Origin of the sequence: Streptomyces albofaciens JCM 4342, from assembly GCF_008634025.1 — a bacterium.
GTDB lineage: Bacteria > Actinomycetota > Actinomycetes > Streptomycetales > Streptomycetaceae > Streptomyces > Streptomyces albofaciens.
Map to the genome: position 1 here is coordinate 3,780,007 of NZ_PDCM01000001.1, position 22,791 is coordinate 3,802,797.

A 22,791-nucleotide genomic window follows, 5' to 3' on the forward strand; every position below is an offset into this window, starting at 1 on the left:
CCTGAGCTGGGGTGTTGCGACGACCACTAGAACTCAAGCGGCGCACGGGGGCGTTGCCGTTCCCGGTCCTGCCTGCCGTGTCCTGCGGACCCCTACACTCGATGGGTACGCCCGGCCCGTCAGCGCTGCCGGGAGGCGTCCGCGCGGCCGGGGGCGGCGTGCGGGCGCGAGGGCTGGATTCGGGGGTGTGGCCATGCCCGGTGCCGAGCGGAGTGTTCAGTCCGCGCTGCAGTTCTGGGAACAGGGACGGCGGTTCGAGGACCAGGGCAGGCCGGTCCTGGCCGCCCGAAGATACACGCGCGGTCTCGGGAGCTTCCTGACGTATGTGAAGCTCGCCCGGACCGGCCAATTGGCTGCCGCTTACTACGCGTTCGGGGCGCTCGGCAGGGAGACCGCCCGTCTGTGCGCCACCTTGAACCGGCACAGTGCCTTGCAGAACGCCCGCATGGCCCTGGCCGCCTCGCACTTCGCCGACCCGACGCGCGGCCAGGTCGAGCTGGTCGAGCGGGAGGTGCGCGCAGGCCGTGACCACACGCTGTACCAGCTGACCCTGGGGCGCCGCGACCAGGTGCTGACCGCCGAGATGCGGATCGCCGGCGCCGCGGACGCGCGCGATCTGCTGGCCTCCCTGCTCGGTGACGAGACCGCCACCCGGCCCAGCGCCAAGGGGCTCTGGCCGATCGGCAGCGGCGGCGATACGGGGCGGGGACCGATCGGCTACTGGCAGGACAAGAAGCGCTACATGCAGGCTGTGCTGCCCAGTTGCGCCGGGCTCGACGAGATCCGCGAACGCCTTCGCCTGCGGGAGGAGGCCGACGCCTTGTTCACCGAGCTGCGCAGGGTCGCTCCTGGCTTCGACCCGGGGCCGCGTCCCGAGCGGGGCAGGACGTAGCGGGAGGCGGCCGGGTGCCGGAGCGAAGCACAGGAAAACGTCGGCGGGAGCGGGGGCCGGAGTGAGCAAACACCACATGCGCGCCCCCTTGCAGACCGCGCTCGCCGCCTGGCGGCAAGCGCGGAGCACGGCGAGCAGCGGCGCCCCGCCCCGGCGCACCGGCGTCGCCTACCACCGAGCCGTCAACCACCTGCAGATGTACGCCGGCCTGCTCCGGGCCGGTCCCCGCCCCCGCGAGGAGGTACGGGACGAGCTGAGCGCCACCTGCCACGCCCTGTCCGTCCTGTGCCGCGAATCGGTGCCGAAGGTCGCGGCCTCGGGCGCCACCCACTACGTGGCGGTGCACGCCCGGACCGCCCTGGCCGCCGCCCACCTCGCCGACCCCGTACGGGGCGAGCCCGGCCGGGTCGGCGCGGCGCTGGACGGCCCGGCCCTGGAGCGCTTCGACCCCGACGGCGCCGGGGACGTGCCGCCCGCGGAACGGATCGCGGCCGCGGCCGACGTGCGGCTGCTGCTCGCCTCGGTGATCGCCGAGCGGCCGCCCGCCCGCGGCGCCACGGGCACGCCGTGGTGCATCAGCGACGACTCGGGCGACGGGTTCCGGGCCGTCTACCGGGACCGGCGGCGCTTCCGCCGCGCCGTGCTGCCCGGCTGCGCGGGCCTGGACCCGCAGGCCGAGGCGCTGCGGCTGGGCGGGGAAGCGGTGCGCCTGCACGCCGCGCTGGCGGCTGGGCTGCCCGGGCACCGTACGGAACTCGACCGCGCCCGGCGGCAGTTGACGGAACTGGCCCGGCTGCTCGGGGTGGCCGCGCCGACGGTGGGGTGAGGCGGCGGTGTCCCAGTGGGCACAGGCCCTCGGCGCCCTGGGCGCGCTGGTCATGGGGGTGTTCGGCGGCGCCAACTGGCGCTTCCCCTTCCTGGAGCGCTACCGCCTGCTCGGGCTCGGCTGCGGCTTCCTGACCTGGGTGGCCGCCGAGTTCGGCGTACCGGAGGGCGACCGGCCGCCCTGGTACGAGCCGCTGGGCGCCGCGGCGATGCTCCTGGCCGGCGCGGCGGGCCTGTACCGGGGCCACCAGTGGCGCCGCCGCGGCCACGACAGCGGTGACGACGGCCCGCTGCACGCCGCCGAAGGCGCCGCGCACCTGCGCCGGTACTTCGGTCGGGACAGCACCGCCGCCCTGGACGCCGCCGTCGACGCCTTCCGGCTGGCCGTCCGCGACACCGTGGGCAGCGGTCCCCACCTGCGCCACCACGCCGACCTGGTGAAGGCCCTGCGGATCCGCTACGAACGCCTCCGGAACCGTGCCGACCTCGACGACGCCGTCCGGGTGGGCCGCACGGCCCGCTCGCTGCGCGGCCCGAAAGCACACCGCGCGCTGCTGCTGACCGAGCTGAGCACGGCGCTGCGGCTGCGCCACGAGCACACCGGCGCCTCCGCGGACCTCGTACAGGCCCGGGCCTGCGGAAGGTCCGCCCTGTCCCTCCTCCACGACCGGCACCTGTACTTCCCGCTGTGCGGCTCCCGCCTCAGCGCGGTCCTGCTCAGCTCGTACGAACACAGCGGCGACCCGCGCGACCTCGACGCCGCCCTGGCCGGGATACGGCGCGGCATCGGCTCGGCGGCCGAGCGCGGCTACCGCCGTACGGCGGACGAGATCCGCCTCTGCTACCTGCTCACCGTGCGCGGCCGCACCGCCGGAGACCCGGACGACCTCGCCGAGGCCGTGGCCCAGGGGCGCCGCACCCTGGAACGGATCGCCCCGGCCGACCCCCTGTACCCCTCGTGCCTGCACCACCTGTCCGTCGCGCTCCGCGCCGCCCACGACCTGCACACGGCTGGTACGGGCGCCCCCGCGGCCCCGCCGGGAACCGCGCACCGCACGTATCGCATCAGGAGCGCCGACCCGCCCCTGGAGGAGGCGGAGTCCTTCGCACGGCAGGCCCTGCTGCGGGTCGCCGACGACGCGCCCGAGGGCGCCCGCTACCACCTCAACCATGCCCTCGTCCTCCACGGCCTGCACCGCGCCGAGCCCTCCGCGGACCGGCTGGAGCGGGCCCTGAAGGCCGCGCGCGCGGCGGCCCGGCACCCCACGGCCGAGGTGCCGACCCGGGTACGGGCCGGGCTCGCGCTCAGCGACATCGCCGCCGGCGAGGGGCTGCACGCCGCGGCGGTCACGGCGTTCGAGGAGGTGATCGGGCTGCTGCCGCGCCTGGCCTCGCACGAGCTGGAGCGGGCCGACCAGGAACAGCAGATCGTGCGGTGGCCCGGCATCGCACGGGCGGCCGCCACCAGCGCCCTGGAGGCGGGCGAGCCCGCCCGGGCCGCCGTCCTGCTCGAACACGGCCGCGGCGTGCTCCTCGCCCGGACCCTCGCCCTGCGCACCGACCTGGGCGCGCTGCGCGCCGCGCACCCCCGGCTGGCCGATGAACTGGAGGACGTGCGCGGGCAGCTCACGGCACCGCTCCCGGCCCCGGGCACGGACGGCGGCCACCCCACGAGCCCCGCCCGGGAAAGCCCCGCCAGGGAAAGCCCCGTTCAGGAAAGCCCCGCCAGGGAAAGCCCCGCCCGGGAAGGTCCCGTCGGAACCCCGGAACTGCTCCGGCAGACCCGCCGTGAGCAGGAGGAGCGCTGGGAGCGGCTGTTGGAGCGCATCCACGAGCAGCCCGGTTTCGAGGACTTCGCGCGTCCGCCCACCGCCGCCCGGCTGCGCGCCCAGAGCACGCGGGGCCCGCTGATCCATCTCAACGTGACCGGCCGGCGCTGCGACGCGATCGCCGTCACCCCCGACGGCATCCGCTCGGTGCCGCTCGACACCACTCCCGAAGAGGTCGAGGAACAAGCGCGGGTGCTGCACCGCTGCTTCGTCCCCGGGGCCGTCGCCGATGTCGAGGCGCAGGGACCGGCCTACCGCGTGCTGGCCTGGATGTGGGACACGCTGGTCGCCCCCGCGCTCGACGCGGCCCTGCCGCGGCAGGCGCCGGAGGGGCCGCTCCCGCACGTGTGGTGGGTGCCGACCGGGCCGCTGACCGCGCTGCCGCTGCACGCCGCCGGGCACCACCGCGAGGGCGGCCCCGCCCTGATCGACCGGGCGGTCTCGTCGTACACGCCCACGGCGCACGCCCTGATGGCGGCCCGCGCACGGCCCGGCCCCCGGGCCGACCGGGACAGCCGGCTCGTGGTCGCCGTGCCCGCGCCGCCGGGCGCGCCCCCGCTGGCCGGCGCCGCGCGGGAGGCGGAGTTCGTCCGCGGCCGCGCGCCCGGTGCCACCACCCTGCTGACGGACACGGCGGCGGTCCGCGAACGCGTACTGGAAGAACTGCCGCGGCACGCCTGGGCGCATTTCGCCTGTCACGCCGTACCCGACCCGAAGGCGCCCTCACACAGCCGGCTGCTGCTGCACGACCACGCCCGCACGCCGCTGACCGTGGCCGATGTCTCCGCCCTCGACCTGCGCGGCTCCCGGCTCGCGTACCTGTCGGCCTGCGAGACCGCGGTGGCCGGGCCCCGCTACCGGGACGAGGCGATCCACCTGGCCGCCGCGTTCCAGCTCGCCGGGTTCCCCCATGTGATCTCCACGCTGTGGCAACTGCCCGACCGCGCCGCGTACGTACTCGCCCAGGAGATGTACCAGGCTCTCGAAGAGCGCCTGGCGGCCGGCGAGGGCGTGGCCGCCGCCGTCCACGCGGTCACCCGCCGGGCCCGCTACGAGATGTTCCCGCGCCTGCCCGGGGTGTGGGCGGCCTTGGTGCACGTCGGCCCCTGACCGCCCGTCAGTCCGGTGGCCCGCCGGTCGATCCGGTGGCCCGCCGTCACTCGTCGTCCGGCGCTTCCCCGGTGTCGGCCGGGGCGGGCAGCGGCTCGCGCGCGGCACGGGCCGAGGCACTCGCGGGGTCGGCGGGTGCGGCGGAGGGCTCGGCCACCCCGTCGTCCGGCACGTGCCCGCGCCCCTCGCAGGCGTCCGCCTGCTGCAACTCCCGTTCCCAGGGGGTCAGTTCCCTGTCATCGGCGGTGTCCATCGGTGCTCCTTCCGGTCCGCGGTCCGGGCCGTCCGTCGTGGCGCGGGCCCCGCCCGTGCCGTCGTGTCCGCGCTCCGGCCTCACTCCTGTGGCCCATCCCGGGGCGGCAGCAGGATCTCCAGTACGTCGGTGTCCTCGGCCCGTACGAACAGGCCGCCGCTGTTCTCGATCCGGCGGTGGAAGCTGCCGTCCGGGCGCATCAGCCAGGCCGACTCCAGATACAGCTCCGGCGGGTGCGGATAGGAGGTGGCGTACGAGCGGGTGCCGTACCAGCCGCCGATCCACACCCCGTCGCGCAGCCGGAGCCGGACGAAGCACGAGCCGCGCTGCCGGAACATCTGGTCCCACGCCGTGGGCGTGCCCCGGTAGCGCACGGTGCTCAACCGCCGCCGCTGCCCGTACGTCACGGCCGCGGCGGCAGCGGCCGGGATCACGACGAACAGCGCCAGCCCCGCGAGTCCGGCGGCCCGGGGCCCGGCGGCCAGGCGGGACCAGCCGTCCTGCCCGGCTCCCCGGACCAGGGAGACGAGGTGGGGGCCGAAGGCGATCAGGTACAGCGCGTCGAGCACCACCGAGGCGGCGACCGCCCGCAGGACACGCTCGCCGAGCTTCCGCTCGCCCGGGACCGGGCCGCGCCAGAACTCGCGCAGGAACTGGTAGGTGACCCCGGGCAGCACGAAGAGCACCACCAGCGCCACCTGGAGCACCGTCGAGGGCGCGGCGGACATCACACACCCCCGGGCCCGACATCGGGGTCCCGCGCCAGCCGGGCGGTCGCGACCGCCGCGGCGGTGAGCCCTCCCAGGACCGCGAGCGCGGAGACCGTCACCCACGGCTTCCGCTCCGCCACCCATGAACCGCCCGGCTCCTGCCCGATGTTCAGCGCCGTCAGGGCCGCGGCGGCGACGGCCCAGGCGACGGCCAGGACCGACCGGCGCACCGTCGTCATGTCCGCCAGCAGCACGGCCGCCGCGCCTAGCGCCAGGACCGCGCACACCATCACGGCCGGGTCCCGTCCCGCGCCCAGCAGCAGGCCGCCGAAGACGACCAGCGCGGCGGCCTGCGTGCCACGGCGGCGCCCCGCGAGCGGCCGGCCGCGCCGCACCGTGCCGAACAGAGCGGCGGCCATCAGCAGATCCCCCGTCACGAGATACCCGTCCACGCTGCCCCGTCCCTTCCACGGCAAGCGGCCCAGCCCCATGCTCAGGCTAGGCCAACCGGCTTTCCGGGAAGCGCTGTTCGCGGTGGTGTCAAGCGGCGGCGCATGAGTGGTCGCGATCCGGTGACCGGCCGCCGGGCCGCTGCTAGCCTCACAGCAGCGGCGCGCGGGGGACGGGGGTCCGACATGAGGTCCGCAGCAGCGAAAGCCGGTCGTCTCACAGCGGCGGTGGCCCTGACGGTGCTCGCCGGGGTCACGGCGTGCGGGCAGCCCGGCGGTACGGGGCCTGGCGGCGGTACGGGTCCCGGTGGCGCGCCGACCGGGACGGCGTCGCCCGCCGGGTCTCTGGGGGACGGCGCTTCCGCGTCCGACGGGACGGGAGGCGGCGGCCACGGAGGCGGGGGCGGTGGCGGTGGCGACCAGGCCTCGTACAGTCAGGGCGGGGATCCGGTGAAGCCGGTGTCGCAGCCCCCTGAGGACACGGACGACCCCGAGCCGACCGGCGTCGGGAACACGCCCAGCGGCGGCTTCCCCACCACCGGCCCTTCGTGCACCGGGCCCTCCGACGGCGATTCCACGTGCTCCGACACGGACAGCCCGTCCCCCACGAGTGACGGCTCGCCCAACCCCATGACGGGCAAGGCCGAACGGCAGACCGACGTGGCTCCGCAGCCGGACACCACCCGCCCCGGCCCCACCCCGCCCGCCTCCGGCACCCCGTGACCGTCGATGGCCGCCCCGCCCGCCGCACCGGGTGATCCGGACGTCGCCCGCGCCCGTGCCCGTGCCCGAACTCGCGCCCGAACCCGAGCCCTTGCCCGCGCCCGAGCCCGTGCCCGGCGCCGTCGGCGAATCCCCCGGCCCGCCCCGCCGCCGGGCGCCTCCGGCCCCGGCCCCGCCCCCGGCACACCACCGCAGCCCGACCAGCGGTTCGAGTTCGTCAACACCGTCCTCGGCGCCGGGTCGCTGGTCGGGGGCCTGATGTTCTACGCGGGCGTCATGCACAGCAGCGCCTACTTCGGGTACTTCCACGTCCGCGCGTCCGTCCTCGGCTTCGGCTTCCCACAGATGATCATCTGGAGCCTGCGGCTGGTGACCCTGCCGGTCCTCGTCTGCCTGGCCGTCCTGGCCGTGGGGCCGCGCCTGCCGGACCTCCTCGTGGCCCTGCGCGTGCCGAGCCGTGCCACGCTCCGCGTGCGCCGCGCCGGCCGGGCCGTCGCCCGGCAGTACGCGCTGTTCGTGGCGGCCGGCGTCGGCCTGATGCTGCTGTGGCAGCGCATCCAGCCGTACGGCTGGGCGGCACCCCTGCTCGTGGCCACCGGCCTGGTCCTGAGCCAGAGCGGCGCGGCGAACCCGGCCCGCCCCGCGCGCGGGCTGTGGCGCAGGGGCCTGCCGGTCGCCGCGGCCGGGCTGTTCCTGGTGTGGGCCATCGCCCTCGTCGCGGGCCAGCTCGGCCGGCAGGACGCCCGCGCGGCCGCCGCGCACCTGGTGCGCCGCTCCGCCGTCGTGGTCCTGAGCACCGAACGCCTCAGCCTCACCGGCCCCGGGCTGACGACCGAGACGCTCCCGGGCATGCACTACCGGTACCGCTACACCGGACTGCGCCTGATCCTGGAGCGCGACCGCCGCTACTACGTCCTGCCGGTCGGCTGGCGGGCCCGCAGCGACCCCACCTTCGTCATCGAGGACGACGACTCGATCCTGATCCAGATCATGCCGGGCACCCGGCCCCGGGAGGGGGACGACGAGCCGTGAGGGGCGGCGCACCGGTCCGGCCGCGCCGAATATTCGTTTTGCGTGCAACCATCCGGTGCCCGCGCTGGTCTGGCCTCGTATGAACGGATCGACAACGGGGACACGGTCGCAGCGCGTGGCGGGCGCCACGGCGGCCGTGGTGCTGGTGGCGCTGGCCGTGGCGGTGACGGTCGGCGGCAAGGCGCCGGTGGTCGCCGTCGATGGCGGAGCACCCGCCACCGGGCCGGCACTGACGCTCAGCGGCATGCGGAACACGTACTACATCCCCCGGGCCGACTCACCGGTCCGGGACGACACGCCGGGGAAGTACGAGATCACCTTGAAGGCCCGGGAGTCGCACCCGGTCGTCAAGAACGTCAAGGTCAGCATCGACCTGTCCGTGCTCAAGGGCAAGGCGCGCCCCGTCTGGGCGGACAAGGGCAACAAGTGCGGCATGACGGGCCAGGTCATGACCTGCACGGTCGACGTCGAGCCGGGCGCGGTCTTCACCCCCTTCACCCTGGTGCCGCAGCCGGGGGCCGCCCCGGGACCGGCCGGGGCCGTCACCGTCACCGTGACCAGCCCCACCACGCCCACCGTCCGGCACACCACCCAGGTCGTCATCGGCGCGCCCGTCATCACGGCCCGTCAGGTCCCCAAGAGGACCGGCGTCCGGCCGGGCTCCGGGGTGGAGCTGACACCCGCGTTCGGGAACAGGGGGGACACCGGCATCGACGACGGGGTGACCGTGCTCGTCGAGGCTTCCGAGGCGACGCTGCGGCGCCTCCACGGCAACTGCCGGTACGACAAGGCCGTGGCGCCCACCAGGGCGCAGTGCGACTTCCCCGGGCCGCTGCCGCCCGGTGCGGCGTACGAGACGGACGCCCCGTTCACGGCGCAGGCCGACGCGACGGCGATGCACGGGCGTGTCTCCTACACCGTGCTCCGCGCCCACGAGACGTTCGGCGAGCACCGGCTGCTGCCCGCCTCGGCCCCGCGCGGCACCGGAGCGCCGCTCGGCCTGCGCCCCGTCGACGGCGGCGGCAGCGACTTCGCGCCGTCGATGTACTCGCACGCCGACGCGGCCCGGAGCGACCTGGACTTCGACACCACGGGGATCGACGACCTCCAGGCGGTCGGCTTCACCATCAAGGGCAAGGTGGGCGAAACCGTCGACGCCCAGGTGCCGTATCCGAGGAACTTCGTCGATCCCGAGATGGCGGTGACCCTGCCCGAAGGCGTCAGCCTCGTCACCGTGCCGCGCGGCGAGCACACGAGCGACATGGTCTACTGCGAGCCCGGCGGGTCCGGGCGCGGTTCGGCCGAGTGCCACGGCTACGAGGTCGGCGGCACCTGGGTGCGCGTGCACCTCGGCAGGCGGGTCGAAGGCGCCCGGGGATCGGTGCGCGCCCTCTCCGGACCGAGGGCCGATCCGGACCGGGAGAACGACACGGCGCCGGTCACGGTCGAGTACACCGGCTGAGCCGGGGCGGGCCGCCGGGCCAGGGGCGGGCGGCTCGCCGGGCAAGGGCGTTTCCCCGGGCGGCCGTTGGCCGTACCGTTCGGTGCGGAACGTACAGTGCCCGCACCGAACGGTGGACCCGCGAGCGACCGCAGGAGGACATGTGACCAGCGAGGTCGAGCACAGCTCTGTCGAGGTGAACGGCGTCCGGCTGCACATCGCCGCCCAGGGGGAAGGGCCCCTGGTCGTACTGCTGCACGGCTTTCCGGAGTGCTGGTACTCCTGGCGGCACCAGTTCGCGCCGCTGGCCGCGGCCGGCTACCGCGTGGTGGCCCCCGACCAGCGCGGCTACGCGCGCAGCGAGCAGCCCGCCGACATCGACGCGTACACGATGCTGCACCTGACCGGCGACGTGATCGGCCTGATCCACGCCCTGGGGGAGGAGCGGGCGGTCGTCGTCGGCCACGACTGGGGCGCGCCGGTGGCCTGGACGACGGCCCAGCTGCGCCCGGACGTCGTACGCGGCGTCGTCGGGCTGAGCGTGCCGCCGGCCCCGCGCTCGCCCGTGGCGCCGCTGCCGCGCCTGCGCGAGGCGCTGGGCGACGGCTTCTACCAGATCTACTTCCAGGAACCGGGCGTCGCCGACGCCGAGCTGGCCCAGGACCTGAACGCCACCTTCCGCGCCATGCTGGTCAACGGCTCCGGCGACAGCCCGTTCACCGATCCGCCCCAGCCGTGGGTCATCCCGGAGGGCGGCAAGCTGCTGGACACCATGCCGCAGCCGGAGGAGCTGCCCGCCTGGCTGAGCCAGGAGGACCTCGACACCTTCGTGGGCGAGTACGCCCGGCACGGCGACCGCGCCTTCACCGGCGGCCTGAACTGGTACCGCAACATCGACCGCAACTGGGAGCTGACGGCGCCGTTCCAGGGCCGTGGCATCGACGTACCCGGGCTGTACCTGGCGGGCGACCGTGACCTGGTCCGGGCCTTCCCCGCCATGACCGAGCTGCTGTCCGCCCTGGAGCGGGCGATGCCGAACGTACGGCAGGCCCCGGCCTTGCCCGGCTGCGGCCACTGGACGCAGCAGGAGCGGCCGGACGAGGTCAACGCCGCGCTGCTGGAGTTCCTGGCGGAGCTGCCCGCGGCGAAGTGAGCACACGGAAGGGCCCGCCACGGGCCGGTGCGGAACCGGCCCGTGGCGGGCCCTCGACGTCGGTGAGGGGCGGCTACGACACGGTGGCGCCGGCCTGCTCGGCCGCCTCCGGCGTCCGTTCGGCGAGCCTGCTGTGGCGCCGCCCGTACCCGAAGTACAGCGCGAGGCCCACCGCGAGCCAGACCAGGAAGCCGACCCAGGTGATCAGCTGGAGGTTGAGCATCAGGTAGAGGCAGCACAGCAGCGAGACCAGCGGGATGAACGGGACCCACGGCGTGCGGAAGGCGCGGGGCAGGTCGGGCGCGGTGCGGCGGAGGATCAGCACGCTGGCCGAGACCGCGGCGAAGGCGAACAGCGTGCCGATGTTGACCATCTCGGCGAGCACGTCGAACTTCATGAAGGCCGCCAGCGCCGCCATGATCACCGAGAGCACCACCAGGTTGATCTTCGGGGTGCCGTGCTTCGGATCGACCTTGTACAGCGCCTTCGGCAGCAGCCCGTCCCGGGCCATCGCGAAGATCACCCGGCTCTGCGAACGGAAGCAGATCAGGCTCACCGCGGCCAGCCCGACCACCGCGCCCAGACTGATGACCGTCGCGAAGAAAGGATGGCCCTTCGCGGTGAAGGCGTCGGCCAGCGGCGCCTTCACCGACAGCTCTGAATAGTGCTGCATTCCGGTGACCACCAGGCACACCGCGACATAGAGCACGGTGACCACGACCAGCGAGGCGATGATGCCGATGGGCAGATCGCGCTGCGGGCGGCGGGTCTCCTCCGCGGAGGTCGCCACCATGTCGAAACCGATGTAGGCGAAGAACACCATCGCGGCGGCGCTGAGAATTCCCGCGACACCGAATGCCGTCGGGGTGATGCCGGTCAGCAGCTGCAATAGCGGGGCCTGGAGGCCGGAGACCTTCGCGGTGTGCTGGGCCTCCGGAACGAAGGGGTGGTAATTGTCGGTGTCGATGAAGAACAGCCCGGCGACGATGACCAGCAGCACAATCGCGAACTTGATGCCGACCAGCACATTGGTGACACCCTTCGACAGCTTTCCGCCGACGACGAGCACCGCCCCCAGCACGAGCACGAGAAGCGCCGCGGGCAGATTCAGCACGGCGTCGTCGCCGCCGCTCAGCGCGGCGGGCAGGTGCAGTCCGACGCTGTTGAGCATCGACTGCAAGTAGCCGGACCAGCCGACCGCCACCACCGCCGTCGCCAGGGTCAGTTCCAGGCTCAGCGCCCAGCCGATGATCCAGGCGGGCAGTTCGCCGAGCGCCGTGTACGAGTAGGAGTACGCGGAGCCCGCGACCGGCACCGAGGAGGCGAATTCCGCGTAACACAGCGCCGCGCAGGCACAGACCGCGGCGGCGACGACGAAGGAGAGCGCCACGGCGGGCCCGGCCATGTTCCGGGCCACCGTACCGGTGAGCACGAAGATTCCGGTGCCGAGAATGACACCGACCCCGAGGATGGTCAGATCCAGAGCGGAAAGATCCCGGCGAAGGCGTTGTTCGCCTTCTCCGCGAGCCTCCTTGACGGCTCGCTCCAAAGGCTTTTTGCGCAGCAGACTCACGGTGGGTATTCCGAACTCTCTCAAGGGGTACGGGAACGGTCGTACGCGTTCCCGGTCGGAGTCTCCGTCAGGCGTCCGCGTCCTCGCAACGTAACGCTCCGGCGTCTCAAATACTGGGACCGCCGCCCGGAATGCCGGGACGCCGCGGGACCGGCGGACAACGCCCGGTGACCGCGCCACGGCGCGGATATTCCCGTTCGCCCGCCGCGTCCGTCGGTTACAGTGGGCCCATGGCTTCCTGGTACTACTTCCTCTGAGTCCGGGCGTGACCGCGGACGGCTGATCCCGGCCGTCCCACCGCAGGAACGGCGACGCCCGCCGCCCGTGCAGCGACACCTGCCGGGCCGCCGCGTCGATTCCCGGTCACTTTCTCCCCGCAGCCGCGCGTACCGCCGTGCTGCGCCCCGGCCTCATATCGGAATCCGGCCCCCGTGCCCGACGGCGCACGGCGCGGCCATGACGTACCCAGGGATTTCCCGTGCGCCCTCGCGCCCAATTGACCATGAAGGACGTTTCCCTCGCCTACGGCGACCGCGCCGTACTGGAGCAGGTGTCACTGACCGTGCGCCCCGGCGGCAGAGCCGGCGTCATCGGGGACAACGGCTCCGGCAAGTCCACCCTGCTCCGGCTGCTGGCCGGGGACGCGCAACCGGACACGGGCGAGATCACCGTGTCCTTCCCCGGCGGCGTCGGCCACCTCGGCCAGACCCCGGACCTCGACCCGGGCGACACCGTCCAGGACGCCGTCGACGCCGCCCTCGCCGAACTGCGCGGCCTCGAAGCCCGGATACGGCTGGCGGAAGCCGCCCTGGCCACCGCCAGACCCGACGAACTCGACGCCTACGGCGAGCTGTTGACCGCGTACGAGGAGCGCGGCGGCTACCAGGCGGACGCCCGCGTGGACGCCGCCCTGCACGGCCTCGGCCTGGCACACCTCACCCGCGACCGGACGCTCGGCTCGCTCTCCGGCGGTGAGCGGGCGCGACTGTCGCTCGCCTGCGTCCTGGCCGCCGCCCCCGAACTCCTGCTGCTGGACGAGCCGACCAACCACCTCGACCAGCAGGCCACCGCCTGGCTGGAGGCCCATCTGAAGGCCCATCGCGGCACGCTGGTCGTCGTCACCCACGACCGGGAACTGCTCGAAGCGGTGACCTCGGACATCCTCGAAGTCGACCGCGATCTGCGCACCGTCACCCGCTACGGCGACGGCTGGCAGGGCTACCGCACGGCGAAGGCCGCGGCCCGCCGCCGCTGGGCGCAGGACCACGAGGAGTGGCGCGCGGACGTGGCCCGGACCGCCGAGCTGGCGGAATCGGCCGGCCGCCGTCTGGCCGGCACCGGCAAGGACCCCCATGAGGGCTTCGGCAAACACCGCCGCTCCCACGAGGCGAAGCTGTCCGGCCAGGTCAGGGCGGCCAGGCAGCGGCTGGCCCGGCTCCGGCGCCACCCGGTGCCGCCGCCTCCCGTACCGCTCCGGTTCGGCGCGGAGCTGAGCACGTACACGGACGAGGCCGGGCACGTGGAGGGGTGCGGACACCCGGACGGGCCGGGAAGCGCGACGGGCTGCGGGGGCACGGACGGGTCGGGAAACGAGAGGGGCGAGTCTGCGGACAGGCTCCTGGCCGAACTGACCGGCATCACCGTCGGCGACCGCCTGCGCCTCGACGGGCTGACCGTCGCGCCCGGCGAGCGCCTGCTCGTCACCGGCCCGAACGGGGCGGGCAAGACGACGCTGCTGCGCGTGCTGGCCGGGGACCTGCGCCCCGACACGGGCACCGTGCGCCGCCCGGCCCGGACGGGCTACCTGCCGCAGGAACCGTCCGTCGTACCGTCCCGCCGGTCCCTGCTGGCCGCCTTCGCCGCCGGGCTGCCCGGCCCGCCCGACGAACACGCGCCCGCGCTGCTCTCGCTCGGCCTGTTCCGGGAGGACGACCTGACGGTGCCGGTGGCGGCCCTGTCCGTGGGCCAGCGGCGCCGGCTGGAGCTGGCGCGCCTGGTCACGCGCCCCGCCGACCTGCTCGTCCTGGACGAGCCGACCAATCACCTCGCCCTCGGTCTGGTCGAGGAACTGGAGGAGGCGCTGTCGGCCTATCGCGGCGCGGTGGTCGTGGTCTCCCACGACCGTCGCTTCCGGCGCGGGTTCCGCGGGCGCACGCTGGAGCTGGACGGCGGCCGGGCGGTACGGGAGGAGGCCGCCGGCAGCCGCTGAGAGCCGCGCCCGGGCACCGGCCCGGAACGCAGGGGCTCGTCACGGTGGAGACCCGTGACGGGAGGGGAGGGCGCGCTCCGGGGTGCGCCCTCCGGCCCGAGGGCCGACAGTGGAGGGGAAGCCCGTCTGTAACCAGCGAGGAAAGGGCGAAGGGGCGACCGGTCCCGTGACGGCGTGGCATGACGACGCGGTGGACGGGCACGCGTGCCGACGGGCCGGACGGTGGCCCCGGGGACACACGGACCACAGGACAACCGTCCGTACACGTTGAAACCGCTCAGAACCGGGCACCCGGAACACCGTCAGGACAGCACCGGCAAGGCTGTGACGACCGTCAGTCGGCGACCCGCGAATTCCTAGGAGGAAGCGCCATGCACCTCTCGCTCCTTCAACCGATCATCGACCGGCCGGGCCCCTGGGCTTCCGTGTACGCCGAAATCCCGCACAGCACCGAGGACGCGGCCAAGCAGCGGGAACTCTCGGCGGACGCGGCGGCCCGACAGCTCGCGGAGCAGGGCGCCGACCGGGCCACCTGCGACGCGGTGCGCGCGACCCTGGCGAACGGGCGGGCCGACGGGGAACCGGCCGACCTGCCCGGACGGGCCGTCTTCGCCACCGGCGGCGAGGTCGTCCTGGACGCGCCGCTCTCCGGCCGCCCCGCCCGGTCGTTCGCGAGCTGGTCGCCGCTGCCCCGGATCACTCCGTGGGCCGAGGCCGCGGCGGACGACGTCAAGTGCCTGGTCGTCTACGTGGACCGGGAGGGAGCCGACTTCGCGCTGCACAGCGACCAGGGCGCCCTGGACGCCGGTACGGTCGAGGGCCTGGACTGGCCGATCCATCGCACCGCCACGGCCGACTGGTCCGAACGGCACTTCCAGACCGCGGTCGAGAACACCTGGGAGCAGAACGCCGGTGAGATCGCCGAGGCCGCCCAGCGGGTCTTCGAGAGCTGCGGCGCCCAGGTCATGCTCCTGGCCGGCGACCCGCGCGAACGCCGCTCGGTCCACGACAGGCTTCCGGAGCAGCTGCGCACGGTGGCCTTCGAGACCGACCACGGCGGCCGGGCAGCCGGCGCCGACAGCACCCGGCTGGCACGCGACATCGCGCACGTCCGCGCGGGCTTCGAGCACGACCACGTCACGGACGTGCTGAACCGCTTCCGGGCGGGCGCCGACGTCGGCGGCACCGACGCCGCGTACGCCGCGTCCGGCGTACCGGCCCTCATCGAAGCGGCGCGCGAACACCGCATCGACACCCTGATCCTCACCCCGGGCGGCGCCGACACCGGCCGCGAGGTCTGGGTGGGGCCCGGCCCCGACCAGCTCGCGGTCCGGGGCACCGAACTCCAGTACCTGGGCGAGACGAACCCGGCCGCGGCGCGCGCGGACGACGCGCTGCTCCGTTCGGCCGCCGCCACCGGGGCCGAGGCCGTCGTCGTACGCGACCCCGCCGAGGCCCCCGCGGGCGGCCTCGGCGCCATCCTCCGCTGGAGCACGCCCACCCGGCACGAGTAGGCGGACCTCCGGTCCGTAGACCGGTGCGCCGGGCAGTTTCCCCTCGCTGCTCGGCGCACCGGTTCTCGTCATGCGCGAGCGCGTGCCGGAGACGGCGACAGGAGCGCGTGACAGGCGGTGGACCGCTCCTTCCGCCGGGGCCGGCCGTCGGGTCCAGGGCCGCCCCGGCAGACGGGGCCGAGCTGGTCGGGTGGAGCCATAGGGGCCGGGGTCACCTCGACCGGCTGGGACTCGGCCTGGGTGCAGACCGTCGCGACAACTCGACCTTCCTTTCGCTCATCCTCCTGTGGCCCACGCTCGCAGGCTAGGAGCGGGCGTGCCGGCCCGCACAGGGCGCACATTCCGCGCCCGGTCGCGGAAACCGGGCGCACACCGGGCGCCGCGGCGCGTCCGCCCCAGAAGGCGCGCGGCGCATCAGGGAGGGGCGGTTCCGGTGCCGTACGGGTGAGACGCACGCGGTGCCTGCGAAGCTGGGGCCGAGCGTTACCGACAGGGAGGTTCACCGTGGCCCGTACCGCCCCCGTATCCGCCCCCGCGTCCGACGACGTGCTCCGCGCCCGGCTCGACGCCGTCGCCGGGCGTCTGCTGCACCTCGCCCGTGACCTGCACGCCCACCCGGAGACGGCGTTCGCCGAACACCACGCGGCGGACGCCCTCACCGCGCTGCTGGCGGACGCGGGCCTCACCGTGGAACGCGGGACGGCCGGGCTGCCCACCGCCTTCACCGCCACCGCGGGGCCGCCCGGCGCGGACCTGACCGTGGGGCTGTGCCTGGAGTACGACGCGCTGCCGGACCTCGGCCACGCCTGCGGGCACCACTTGATCGCCGCCGCGGGCGCGGGCGCCGCCATCGCCCTGGCGGCGGTCGCCGACGACCTCGGCCTGCGGGTGAAGGCACTGGGCACACCCGCGGAGGAGAGCGGCGGCGGCAAGATCTACCTGCTGCGGGCCGGGGCCTTCGACGACGTGTCGTTCGCGATGATGGTGCACCCCGGACCGGCGGACGACTTCGGCGGTACGTCCCGTGCCTCGCGCGGGGTGCGGGCGGAATACCGCGGGCGCGCCGCGCACGCGGCCATCGCCCCCTACGACGGGCTGAACGCGGCCGACGCGTGTGTGGTCGCGCAGACCGCGCTGGCCCTGCTGCGCCAGCAACTGCCCGACGGAGTACGGATGCACGGCATCGTCACGCACGGCGGGGACCGCACCAACATCATTCCCGCCCGGGCAGAGATGAGCTGGCAGCTGCGCGCCGACACCCTGGACGAACTGGAGGCGCTGTGGCCGCGCGTACGGGCCTGCTTCGAGGCGGGCGCGGTGGCCACCGGGTGCGAGCTCACGCTGACCGAACCGGCCGCCGCCTACGCCGACCTGCGGCAGGACGCCTGGCTCGGGGACACCTACGCCCGGCACGTACGGGCACTCGGCCGTACGCCCGAGCCCGCCGTCTCCATCGGCGCCTCCACCGACATGGGCAACGTCAGCCAGGTCCTGCCCGCCATCCACCCCACCATCGGCCTGGGCTGCCCGGCCCGCCCGCACACGGCCGAGTTCGCCGAGGCAGGCGTCGGCGAGCGGGCCGACCGCGCCGTACTGGACGCCGCCCTCGCCCTGGCCCGCACCGCCGCGGACCTGGCCACCGACCCGGCCGAGCGGGCCCGGATCACCCGGGCCCACCGGGAACGGAGCTACCGGCCCTCGTCGGCGGGCTCGCCCCCGGGGTGACCCGCCGCGTTCTGCTGCTCCTCCAGGTTCGTGGAGAAGGTGTCCCCCTCCTTGCCGACCCGCTCGTCCTCGTCCGGCTCCTCCGTGACGTCCAGCTCGGCGTCCTCGAACTCCTTGACCAGTTCATCGGCGGCGGAGTCGGTGTGCTTGCGGTCGTTTCCCATGGGGCGGTCCTCTCTCGTGCGTCCGAACGGGGCCGAGCCGGGCCCGCGCGCTTGGTGCGGACCCGGCCCGTGACCGGTGGCCTGTGCGGTTCCCGGTGTCAGCTGGGCAGCGCCGGGCGGTTCCAGTGCCGGTGGGCGGCCACCGCCTCGGCGAAGGCGCCGGTGAAGTCCTGCGCCGTCGTGCCGGCCGGCAGGCGGTCGGTGACGATGCCGGACTCGGCGACCGTCGAGTCGCCCTCGGCCGCCGTGCGCAGCTCGCCCGGCAGCATCCCGGCCAGCTTGGCGACGCTCGCGCCCAGGGCGCCGATCGGCTTGCCGTGGCGGTAGGCGCTGCGGACGAACCGCGCGGCCGCGTCGTCGGCCGCCGCGTTGCCGGAGTCCAGGCCGCCCGGCGGCAGCAGCACCGCGTCGTAGAGCACCGAGGCGACCGTGGGCAGCGCCCGGTCCACCGCGAGGGTGCTGCCGTCCTTGTCCGTGACGGTGCCGTCCTGCGGGGCGATCAGTTCCACGATCGCGCCCTGCTCGGTCAGCGCGTCGCGGACCGCGATCGTCTGCGCGGCGTCCACGCCGTCGGAGACCAGGACCGCGATCTGGCGGGTGCTGATCGAACCGTCCCCGCGGTTGTTCTCGAAGCTCAGCGCGGGGGAGGGGGCCGGCCGCGGTGTGTTCGGGCGCTCCTGCGGCGCGGGTACGCCGATGCCCTCGGCGACCGCGACGGCCAGCGCGTGGTCGACGTACGACAGCTGCTCGACCGTCCGGGCGCGGACCTCCTTCGCGCCCACCTTGCCCAGCTCGAAGCGGAAGGCGTCGACGATGTGCTGCTGCTCCCAGTCGGCCATGCTGTGCCAGAACATCGCCGTCTGGGTGTAGTGGTCGTCGAAGCTGGGGCTGCGGCGGCGGATCTTGCGGCCGTCCACCCGCTCGGTGTAGTGCCGGAAGGCCGGGTCGTCCGGGTCGGCCAGCGCGGGGCAGCCGCCGCCGAGCGAGTTCGGGAAGTAGTTGGTGCCCCGGTGGATCTCGTCCTGGTGGAAGCCGTCGCGCTGGTTGTTGCGGACCGGTGCCACCGGCCGGTTCACCGGGATCTGCGCGAAGTTCGGGCCGCCCAGGCGCAGCAGCTGGGTGTCCAGGTAGGAGAAGTTGCGGGCCTGGAGCAGCGGGTCGTTGGTGAAGTCGATGCCCGGCACGACGTTCGCCGTGTGGAACGCGATCTGCTCGGTCTCGGCGAAGAAGTTGTCGGGGTTGCGGTTGAGCACCATCCGCCCGATCGGCCGCACCGGGACCTGCTCCTCCGGAATGATCTTGGTGGGGTCCAGCAGGTCGAAGTCGAAGTCGTGCTCCTCGGACTCCGGCACGAGCTGGACACCCAGCTCCCACTCGGGGTACGCGCCGGCCTCGATGGTGTCCCACAGGTCGCGGCGGTTGAAGTCCGGGTCCCGGCCCTGGGTCTCCTGGGCCTCGTCCCACACCAGGGAGTGCACGCCCAGCTTCGGCTTCCAGTGGAATTTCACGAAGGTGCCTTGACCCTGCGCGTTGACGAACCGGAAGGTGTGCACGCCGAAGCCCTGCATCATCCGGTAGCTGCGCGGGATGGCCCGGTCGGACATCAGCCACATGATCGTGTGCAGCGTCTCGGGCTGGAGCGAGACGAAATCCCACAGCGTGTCGTGCGCCGAGGCGCCCGTCGGGATGTCGTTGTGCGGCTCCGGTTTCACCGCGTGCACGAAGTCGGGGAACTTGATGCCGTCCTGGATGAAGAAGACCGGGAAATTGTTCCCCACCAGGTCGTAATTGCCCTCCGACGTGTAAAACTTCGTGGCGAATCCACGCACGTCACGCACCGTGTCCGCGGAGCCGCGCGGCCCCTGCACGGTGGAGAACCGGACAAACACCGGCGTCTTCACCGACGGGTCCTGGAGAAACGCCGCGCGGGTGAATTCCGCGCATGACTCGTACGGCTGGAAGTAGCCGTACGCACCCGCTCCGCGGGCATGCACCACACGTTCCGGGATCCGCTCGTGGTCGAAGCGGGTGATCTTCTCCCGGAAGTGGAAGTCCTCCATCAGAGTGGGGCCGCGCTCACCGGCCTGGAGGGAATCGTCGGTGTGGTCGACCGTCACGCCCTGGTCGGTCGTCATCGGCCCGGACGCCGGGTCCTCGGCGCGGAAGCGGTCACGCTGTTCTTGCTTCGGGTCGGCCATCGGATTCCTGCTCCTTGTCTGCCCTGTACGTACGGAAACGTGCTGACGCCCGCACGGCGATTTCGCGCACGCCGCGCCCCGCATTGCCGCGACGGCACTCCGCCGGGCTGGGTAACCGGTCGGCCGGTTACCCAAACATGTGTTTCTCGCCGGTCGGTGAACGGGTCGTAGCGACGCGTGCGGTCTCCGGGGGCGGGGCGGCCCGAATCGTCCTATGCTCGTGATGCAGACGTTGGGCGTGTGCCGAATGCCTGGTCAGGCCGGGCGTCGGGGAAGCTTGTGCGCTCCGCTCGGTGTGCTTCCGCCGTCTCGGTGACGACGCCCAGACCCCGCGTCCGTTGGGAGAGTGGATCCCGTGAGCACAGCCGCCACGGCTCCGTCGCGACGCCGACGAGCCTTTCCGGACACGCCGGACGCAGCGGAGACGAACGCCGTTTTCACGCGCATGGCAGAACTGCCCGAGGGCCCGGAGAAGCGGCGGCTGCGGGACGAACTGACACGTGCCTGGCTGCCGATGGCCGTACGTCTCGCCCTGCGGTTCCGCGACCGCGGGGAAAGCATGGACGATCTGAAACAGGTCGCCGCGCTGGGCTTGGTGAAGGCCATCGGCGGGTACCGCCCGGAGCGTGGCAGCGCATTCGAGAGTTACGCCATCCCCACCATCGTCGGGGAAGTCAAGCGGCATTTCCGGGACTGCACCTGGGGCGTGCACGTACCGCGGCGCGTCCAGGAACTGCGCAATGCCGTACGCCTCGCCGTGCGCGAACTGGCGGCGGCCTCCGACAGCCGGTTCCCGACGGTGCCCGAGATCGCCGAACGCACCCGGCTCTCCACCGAGGACGTCGTCCTCGGCCTGGAGGCCATCGAAAGCTACAAGACCCTTTCGCTGGACGCCGAGCGGCCGGGCGCCGACGACGATTTCGCGCTCCGTGACAGCATCGGCTTCACCGAGCCGCAGTACGAACTGGTGCTGGCCCGGGAAACGGTGCGCGACGGCCTGCGCGGCCTGCCGGAGCGGGAACGCCGCATTCTGTACATGCGCTTCTTCTGCGATATGACACAGAGCCGGATCGGCGAGGAACTGGGGCTGTCCCAGATGCACGTGTGCCGCCTCATCAAGCGGACCTGCGCCCGCATTCGCGAGGAGGCCGACGGCACCGGTCCGGAGGCGCCCGCCAGTTCGGTCGCGGCATGAGCCGCTGAAATGACATGCGGTCCTGCCTTTCCTGGTAGGACCGCAGTAGCAGTTCTGGACACAAAGGTGGAGAAGGGCCGGCTTTACATGGGCGACTGCCAGATGACGTTCGTTCCCGGGGTGCCGTCGTGGGCCACCCTCCTGACGGGGGACCTCGACGTCGCGACGCGTTTCTACGGACCACTGCTGGGCTGGCGGTTCGAGGCCGGACCGGACCGGTGGGGCCCGTACGTACGGGCGATGGCCGGCGACACGGCGGTGGCGGGGCTGAGCGCGGCCGCCCGCCACACCGAGCTGCCCAACTCGTGGACCACGTACTTCGGGACCCGCAACGCGGACGACGCCGCGAACGGGGTCCGCGAACGCGGCGGCACGGTCGCCATCGGCCCGCTGGACTTCGACGCGGGCCGGCTGGCACTGGCCGCCGACCCCGCCGGCGCGCGCTTCGGCCTGTGGGAGTGCCGCGAGAACACCCCGCAGACCGACCTGATGCCGGCCGGTGCCGGCGCGCCGGTCTGGGTGGAGCTGCGCACCCGCGACGCCTTCGACGCGGCGCGCTTCTACGGCGACCTCTTCGAGTGGCTCAGCGAGGAGGACACCGCCACCCCCTTCGACGTGCGCTGGGAGGACGAGCGGGTGGTGCTCAGCTTCGAGGGCCGGGACGCGGTGGGGCTCTACGGCGGTGCGATCGAGGCGGCGGCCGACCCGCAGGTACGGCCGCGCTGGAACATCCACTTCCAGGTGCCGGACGTCGAGGAGGCCGTCGAGACCGCCAAGGAGCTCGGCGGCCGGGTGGAGTCCAAGGCGGAACGCACCTCGCAGGGATCGGTGGCCGAGCTGCGCGACCCCGAAGGGACCCTCTTCCACATCATCGGCCTCCAGAGCTGACCGGGTCCGCTGACCCACGGCCCGTACGGACCGCGCCCGCTACCGGTACCGGACCGCGCCCGCTACCGGACCGCGCCCGCTACCGGACCGCGCCCGCGCCCGCTACCGGACCGCGACCAGCACCGCGTCCTCACCGAACTGCCAGACCGGCCCGGCGTGCCGGAACCCGGACCGGCGCAGCAGCCGTATGTGGTGGGCCAGCGGCAGGCCGTTGTGCGTGCGGTGCGGCGTGTGCCGCGCGCGGCGGGCGCTGAAGGGGTCGGCCAGCTCCGGGTCGGCGGCGGCAGCGGCCCACCAGGACGCCCAGTCCTCGCGGCAGGCCGTCCGCTGCCGCTCGGCCCGCCGCAGCCCGACCTGTACGGCGACCTCCGCCGCCCGGTCGCCCGCCGGGCCGTGGAACCGGTCGCTGTTGACCAGCACGCCGCCGGGCCGCAGCAGACCGGCGAGGTCCTGGTACGCGCGGCGCAGCGCGTCCGGCGCGAGGCAGTGCAGCGCCGTCGAGGAAACGGCCGCGTCGAGCGGGTGGTCCAGGCCCAGCGCGTGGGTCCAGCCCGGCGCGCCGACCGGCGCCTCGACGAAGCGCACCGCGTCGCCGTGGTGGGCCTGCCCGAGCGCGAGCAGCACGGGGTCCTTGTCCACGGCCACGATGTCCGCGCCGGGCAGCCGCCGGGCGAGATGCGCGGCCAGCGACCCGGGCCCGCACCCCAAGTCCAGGACGCACACGCGTTCCTGATGCGCAGTCACCTTTTCGACGGCGTCCGCGACGACCGTGAAGCGCTCCTCACGGTCGATCGCGTACCGCTGCTGCTGCCGTTCCCACCGCCGCACCCATCGCGCGGCCGTGGCCACACTCAGTCCCATCCGGTCGCGTCACCTTCACCGTCTCGCACCTGTCCGCCGGGCGGTTC

At 73.9% G+C, this 22,791-nt stretch carries 19 protein-coding genes; 12 read left to right on the forward strand and 7 right to left on the reverse strand.

The features are described 5' to 3' along the window. Positions 1-193: 193 nt before the first annotated feature. From CP973_RS16985 to CP973_RS16995, 3 genes are all read left to right on the forward strand, one after another. Entirely contained in the window at positions 194-892 is a 699-nt protein-coding gene (locus CP973_RS16985; protein WP_150241600.1) for a hypothetical protein, read from the forward strand. A 61-nt stretch (positions 893-953) separates the two neighbouring features. Then, a complete protein-coding gene (locus CP973_RS16990) occupies positions 954-1,718 on the forward strand; it encodes a hypothetical protein (protein WP_150241602.1) in 765 nt (254 codons plus the stop codon). Positions 1,719-1,725: 7 nt separating this feature from the next. Further along, positions 1,726-4,656 (forward strand): CHAT domain-containing protein, encoded by a 2,931-nt coding sequence (locus CP973_RS16995; protein ID WP_150241604.1) that lies wholly within the window; start codon positions 1,726-1,728, stop codon positions 4,654-4,656. Between the two features lie 46 nt (positions 4,657-4,702). Here CP973_RS16995 and CP973_RS17000 read toward each other — a convergent pair whose 3' ends face one another. From CP973_RS17000 to CP973_RS17010, 3 genes are all read right to left on the reverse strand, one after another. Further along, complete coding sequence (locus CP973_RS17000) at positions 4,703-4,909, reverse strand: hypothetical protein (protein ID WP_150241606.1); 207 nt, start codon at positions 4,907-4,909, stop codon at positions 4,703-4,705. A gap of 80 nt (positions 4,910-4,989) precedes the next feature. Further along, the gene (locus CP973_RS17005) at positions 4,990-5,637 is read right to left on the reverse strand and encodes a DUF6338 family protein (RefSeq protein ID WP_150241608.1); all 648 of its coding nucleotides are present in this window, start codon (positions 5,635-5,637) and stop codon (positions 4,990-4,992) included. Then, the gene (locus CP973_RS17010; RefSeq protein ID WP_150241610.1) at positions 5,637-6,071 is read right to left on the reverse strand and encodes a hypothetical protein; all 435 of its coding nucleotides are present in this window, start codon (positions 6,069-6,071) and stop codon (positions 5,637-5,639) included. Before CP973_RS17010 ends, CP973_RS17005 begins: the two co-directional genes overlap by 1 nt. 456 nt (positions 6,072-6,527) lie before the next feature. On the opposite strand from CP973_RS17010, the gene CP973_RS17015 reads away from it, so the two are divergent. From CP973_RS17015 to CP973_RS17030, 4 genes are all read left to right on the forward strand, one after another. After that, positions 6,528-6,791, forward strand: a complete 264-nt coding sequence (locus tag CP973_RS17015) for a hypothetical protein (protein ID WP_150241612.1) — start codon at positions 6,528-6,530, stop codon at positions 6,789-6,791. Between the two features lie 6 nt (positions 6,792-6,797). After that, positions 6,798-7,823, forward strand: coding sequence for a hypothetical protein (locus tag CP973_RS17020; protein WP_150241614.1), 1,026 nt, complete (start codon positions 6,798-6,800; stop codon positions 7,821-7,823). Positions 7,824-7,938: 115 nt separating this feature from the next. Beyond that, positions 7,939-9,285 carry a hypothetical protein gene (locus CP973_RS17025; RefSeq protein ID WP_150241616.1) on the forward strand — a complete coding sequence of 449 codons (1,347 nt, stop codon included), beginning with the start codon at positions 7,939-7,941 and terminating at the stop codon, positions 9,283-9,285. Positions 9,286-9,427: 142 nt separating this feature from the next. Continuing rightward, the gene (locus CP973_RS17030; protein ID WP_150241618.1) at positions 9,428-10,417 is read left to right on the forward strand and encodes an alpha/beta fold hydrolase; all 990 of its coding nucleotides are present in this window, start codon (positions 9,428-9,430) and stop codon (positions 10,415-10,417) included. A 73-nt stretch (positions 10,418-10,490) separates the two neighbouring features. Here CP973_RS17030 and CP973_RS17035 read toward each other — a convergent pair whose 3' ends face one another. Further along, complete coding sequence (locus CP973_RS17035; RefSeq protein WP_150243680.1) at positions 10,491-11,966, reverse strand: amino acid permease; 1,476 nt, start codon at positions 11,964-11,966, stop codon at positions 10,491-10,493. A gap of 526 nt (positions 11,967-12,492) precedes the next feature. On the opposite strand from CP973_RS17035, the gene CP973_RS17040 reads away from it, so the two are divergent. The 3 genes from CP973_RS17040 (at position 12,493) to CP973_RS17050 (ending at position 17,438) form a co-directional block, all read left to right on the forward strand. After that, the gene (locus CP973_RS17040) at positions 12,493-14,199 is read left to right on the forward strand and encodes an ABC-F family ATP-binding cassette domain-containing protein (RefSeq protein ID WP_150241620.1); all 1,707 of its coding nucleotides are present in this window, start codon (positions 12,493-12,495) and stop codon (positions 14,197-14,199) included. Between the two features lie 371 nt (positions 14,200-14,570). Next, complete coding sequence (locus CP973_RS17045) at positions 14,571-15,713, forward strand: baeRF2 domain-containing protein (protein ID WP_150241622.1); 1,143 nt, start codon at positions 14,571-14,573, stop codon at positions 15,711-15,713. Positions 15,714-16,217: 504 nt separating this feature from the next. Next, a complete protein-coding gene (locus CP973_RS17050) occupies positions 16,218-17,438 on the forward strand; it encodes an amidohydrolase (protein WP_150241624.1) in 1,221 nt (406 codons plus the stop codon). Here the strand turns inward: CP973_RS17050 and CP973_RS17055 are convergent. Together CP973_RS17055 and CP973_RS17060 are read right to left on the reverse strand one after the other, a co-directional pair. Next, positions 17,402-17,602 (reverse strand): hypothetical protein, encoded by a 201-nt coding sequence (locus CP973_RS17055; RefSeq protein WP_150241626.1) that lies wholly within the window; start codon positions 17,600-17,602, stop codon positions 17,402-17,404. The genes CP973_RS17050 and CP973_RS17055 overlap by 37 nt on opposite strands. 98 nt (positions 17,603-17,700) lie before the next feature. After that, a complete protein-coding gene (locus CP973_RS17060; protein ID WP_150241628.1) occupies positions 17,701-19,800 on the reverse strand; it encodes a catalase in 2,100 nt (699 codons plus the stop codon). Positions 19,801-20,245: 445 nt separating this feature from the next. Here CP973_RS17060 and CP973_RS17065 point away from each other — a divergent pair, with 445 nt between their 5' ends. Together CP973_RS17065 and CP973_RS17070 are read left to right on the forward strand one after the other, a co-directional pair. After that, complete coding sequence (locus CP973_RS17065) at positions 20,246-20,995, forward strand: SigB/SigF/SigG family RNA polymerase sigma factor (protein WP_150241630.1); 750 nt, start codon at positions 20,246-20,248, stop codon at positions 20,993-20,995. Between the two features lie 87 nt (positions 20,996-21,082). Next, positions 21,083-21,883 carry a VOC family protein gene (locus CP973_RS17070; protein ID WP_150241631.1) on the forward strand — a complete coding sequence of 267 codons (801 nt, stop codon included), beginning with the start codon at positions 21,083-21,085 and terminating at the stop codon, positions 21,881-21,883. A 102-nt stretch (positions 21,884-21,985) separates the two neighbouring features. Here CP973_RS17070 and CP973_RS17075 read toward each other — a convergent pair whose 3' ends face one another. Beyond that, a complete protein-coding gene (locus CP973_RS17075) occupies positions 21,986-22,744 on the reverse strand; it encodes a class I SAM-dependent methyltransferase (protein ID WP_150241633.1) in 759 nt (252 codons plus the stop codon). Between the last annotated feature and the right edge of the window lie 47 nt (positions 22,745-22,791).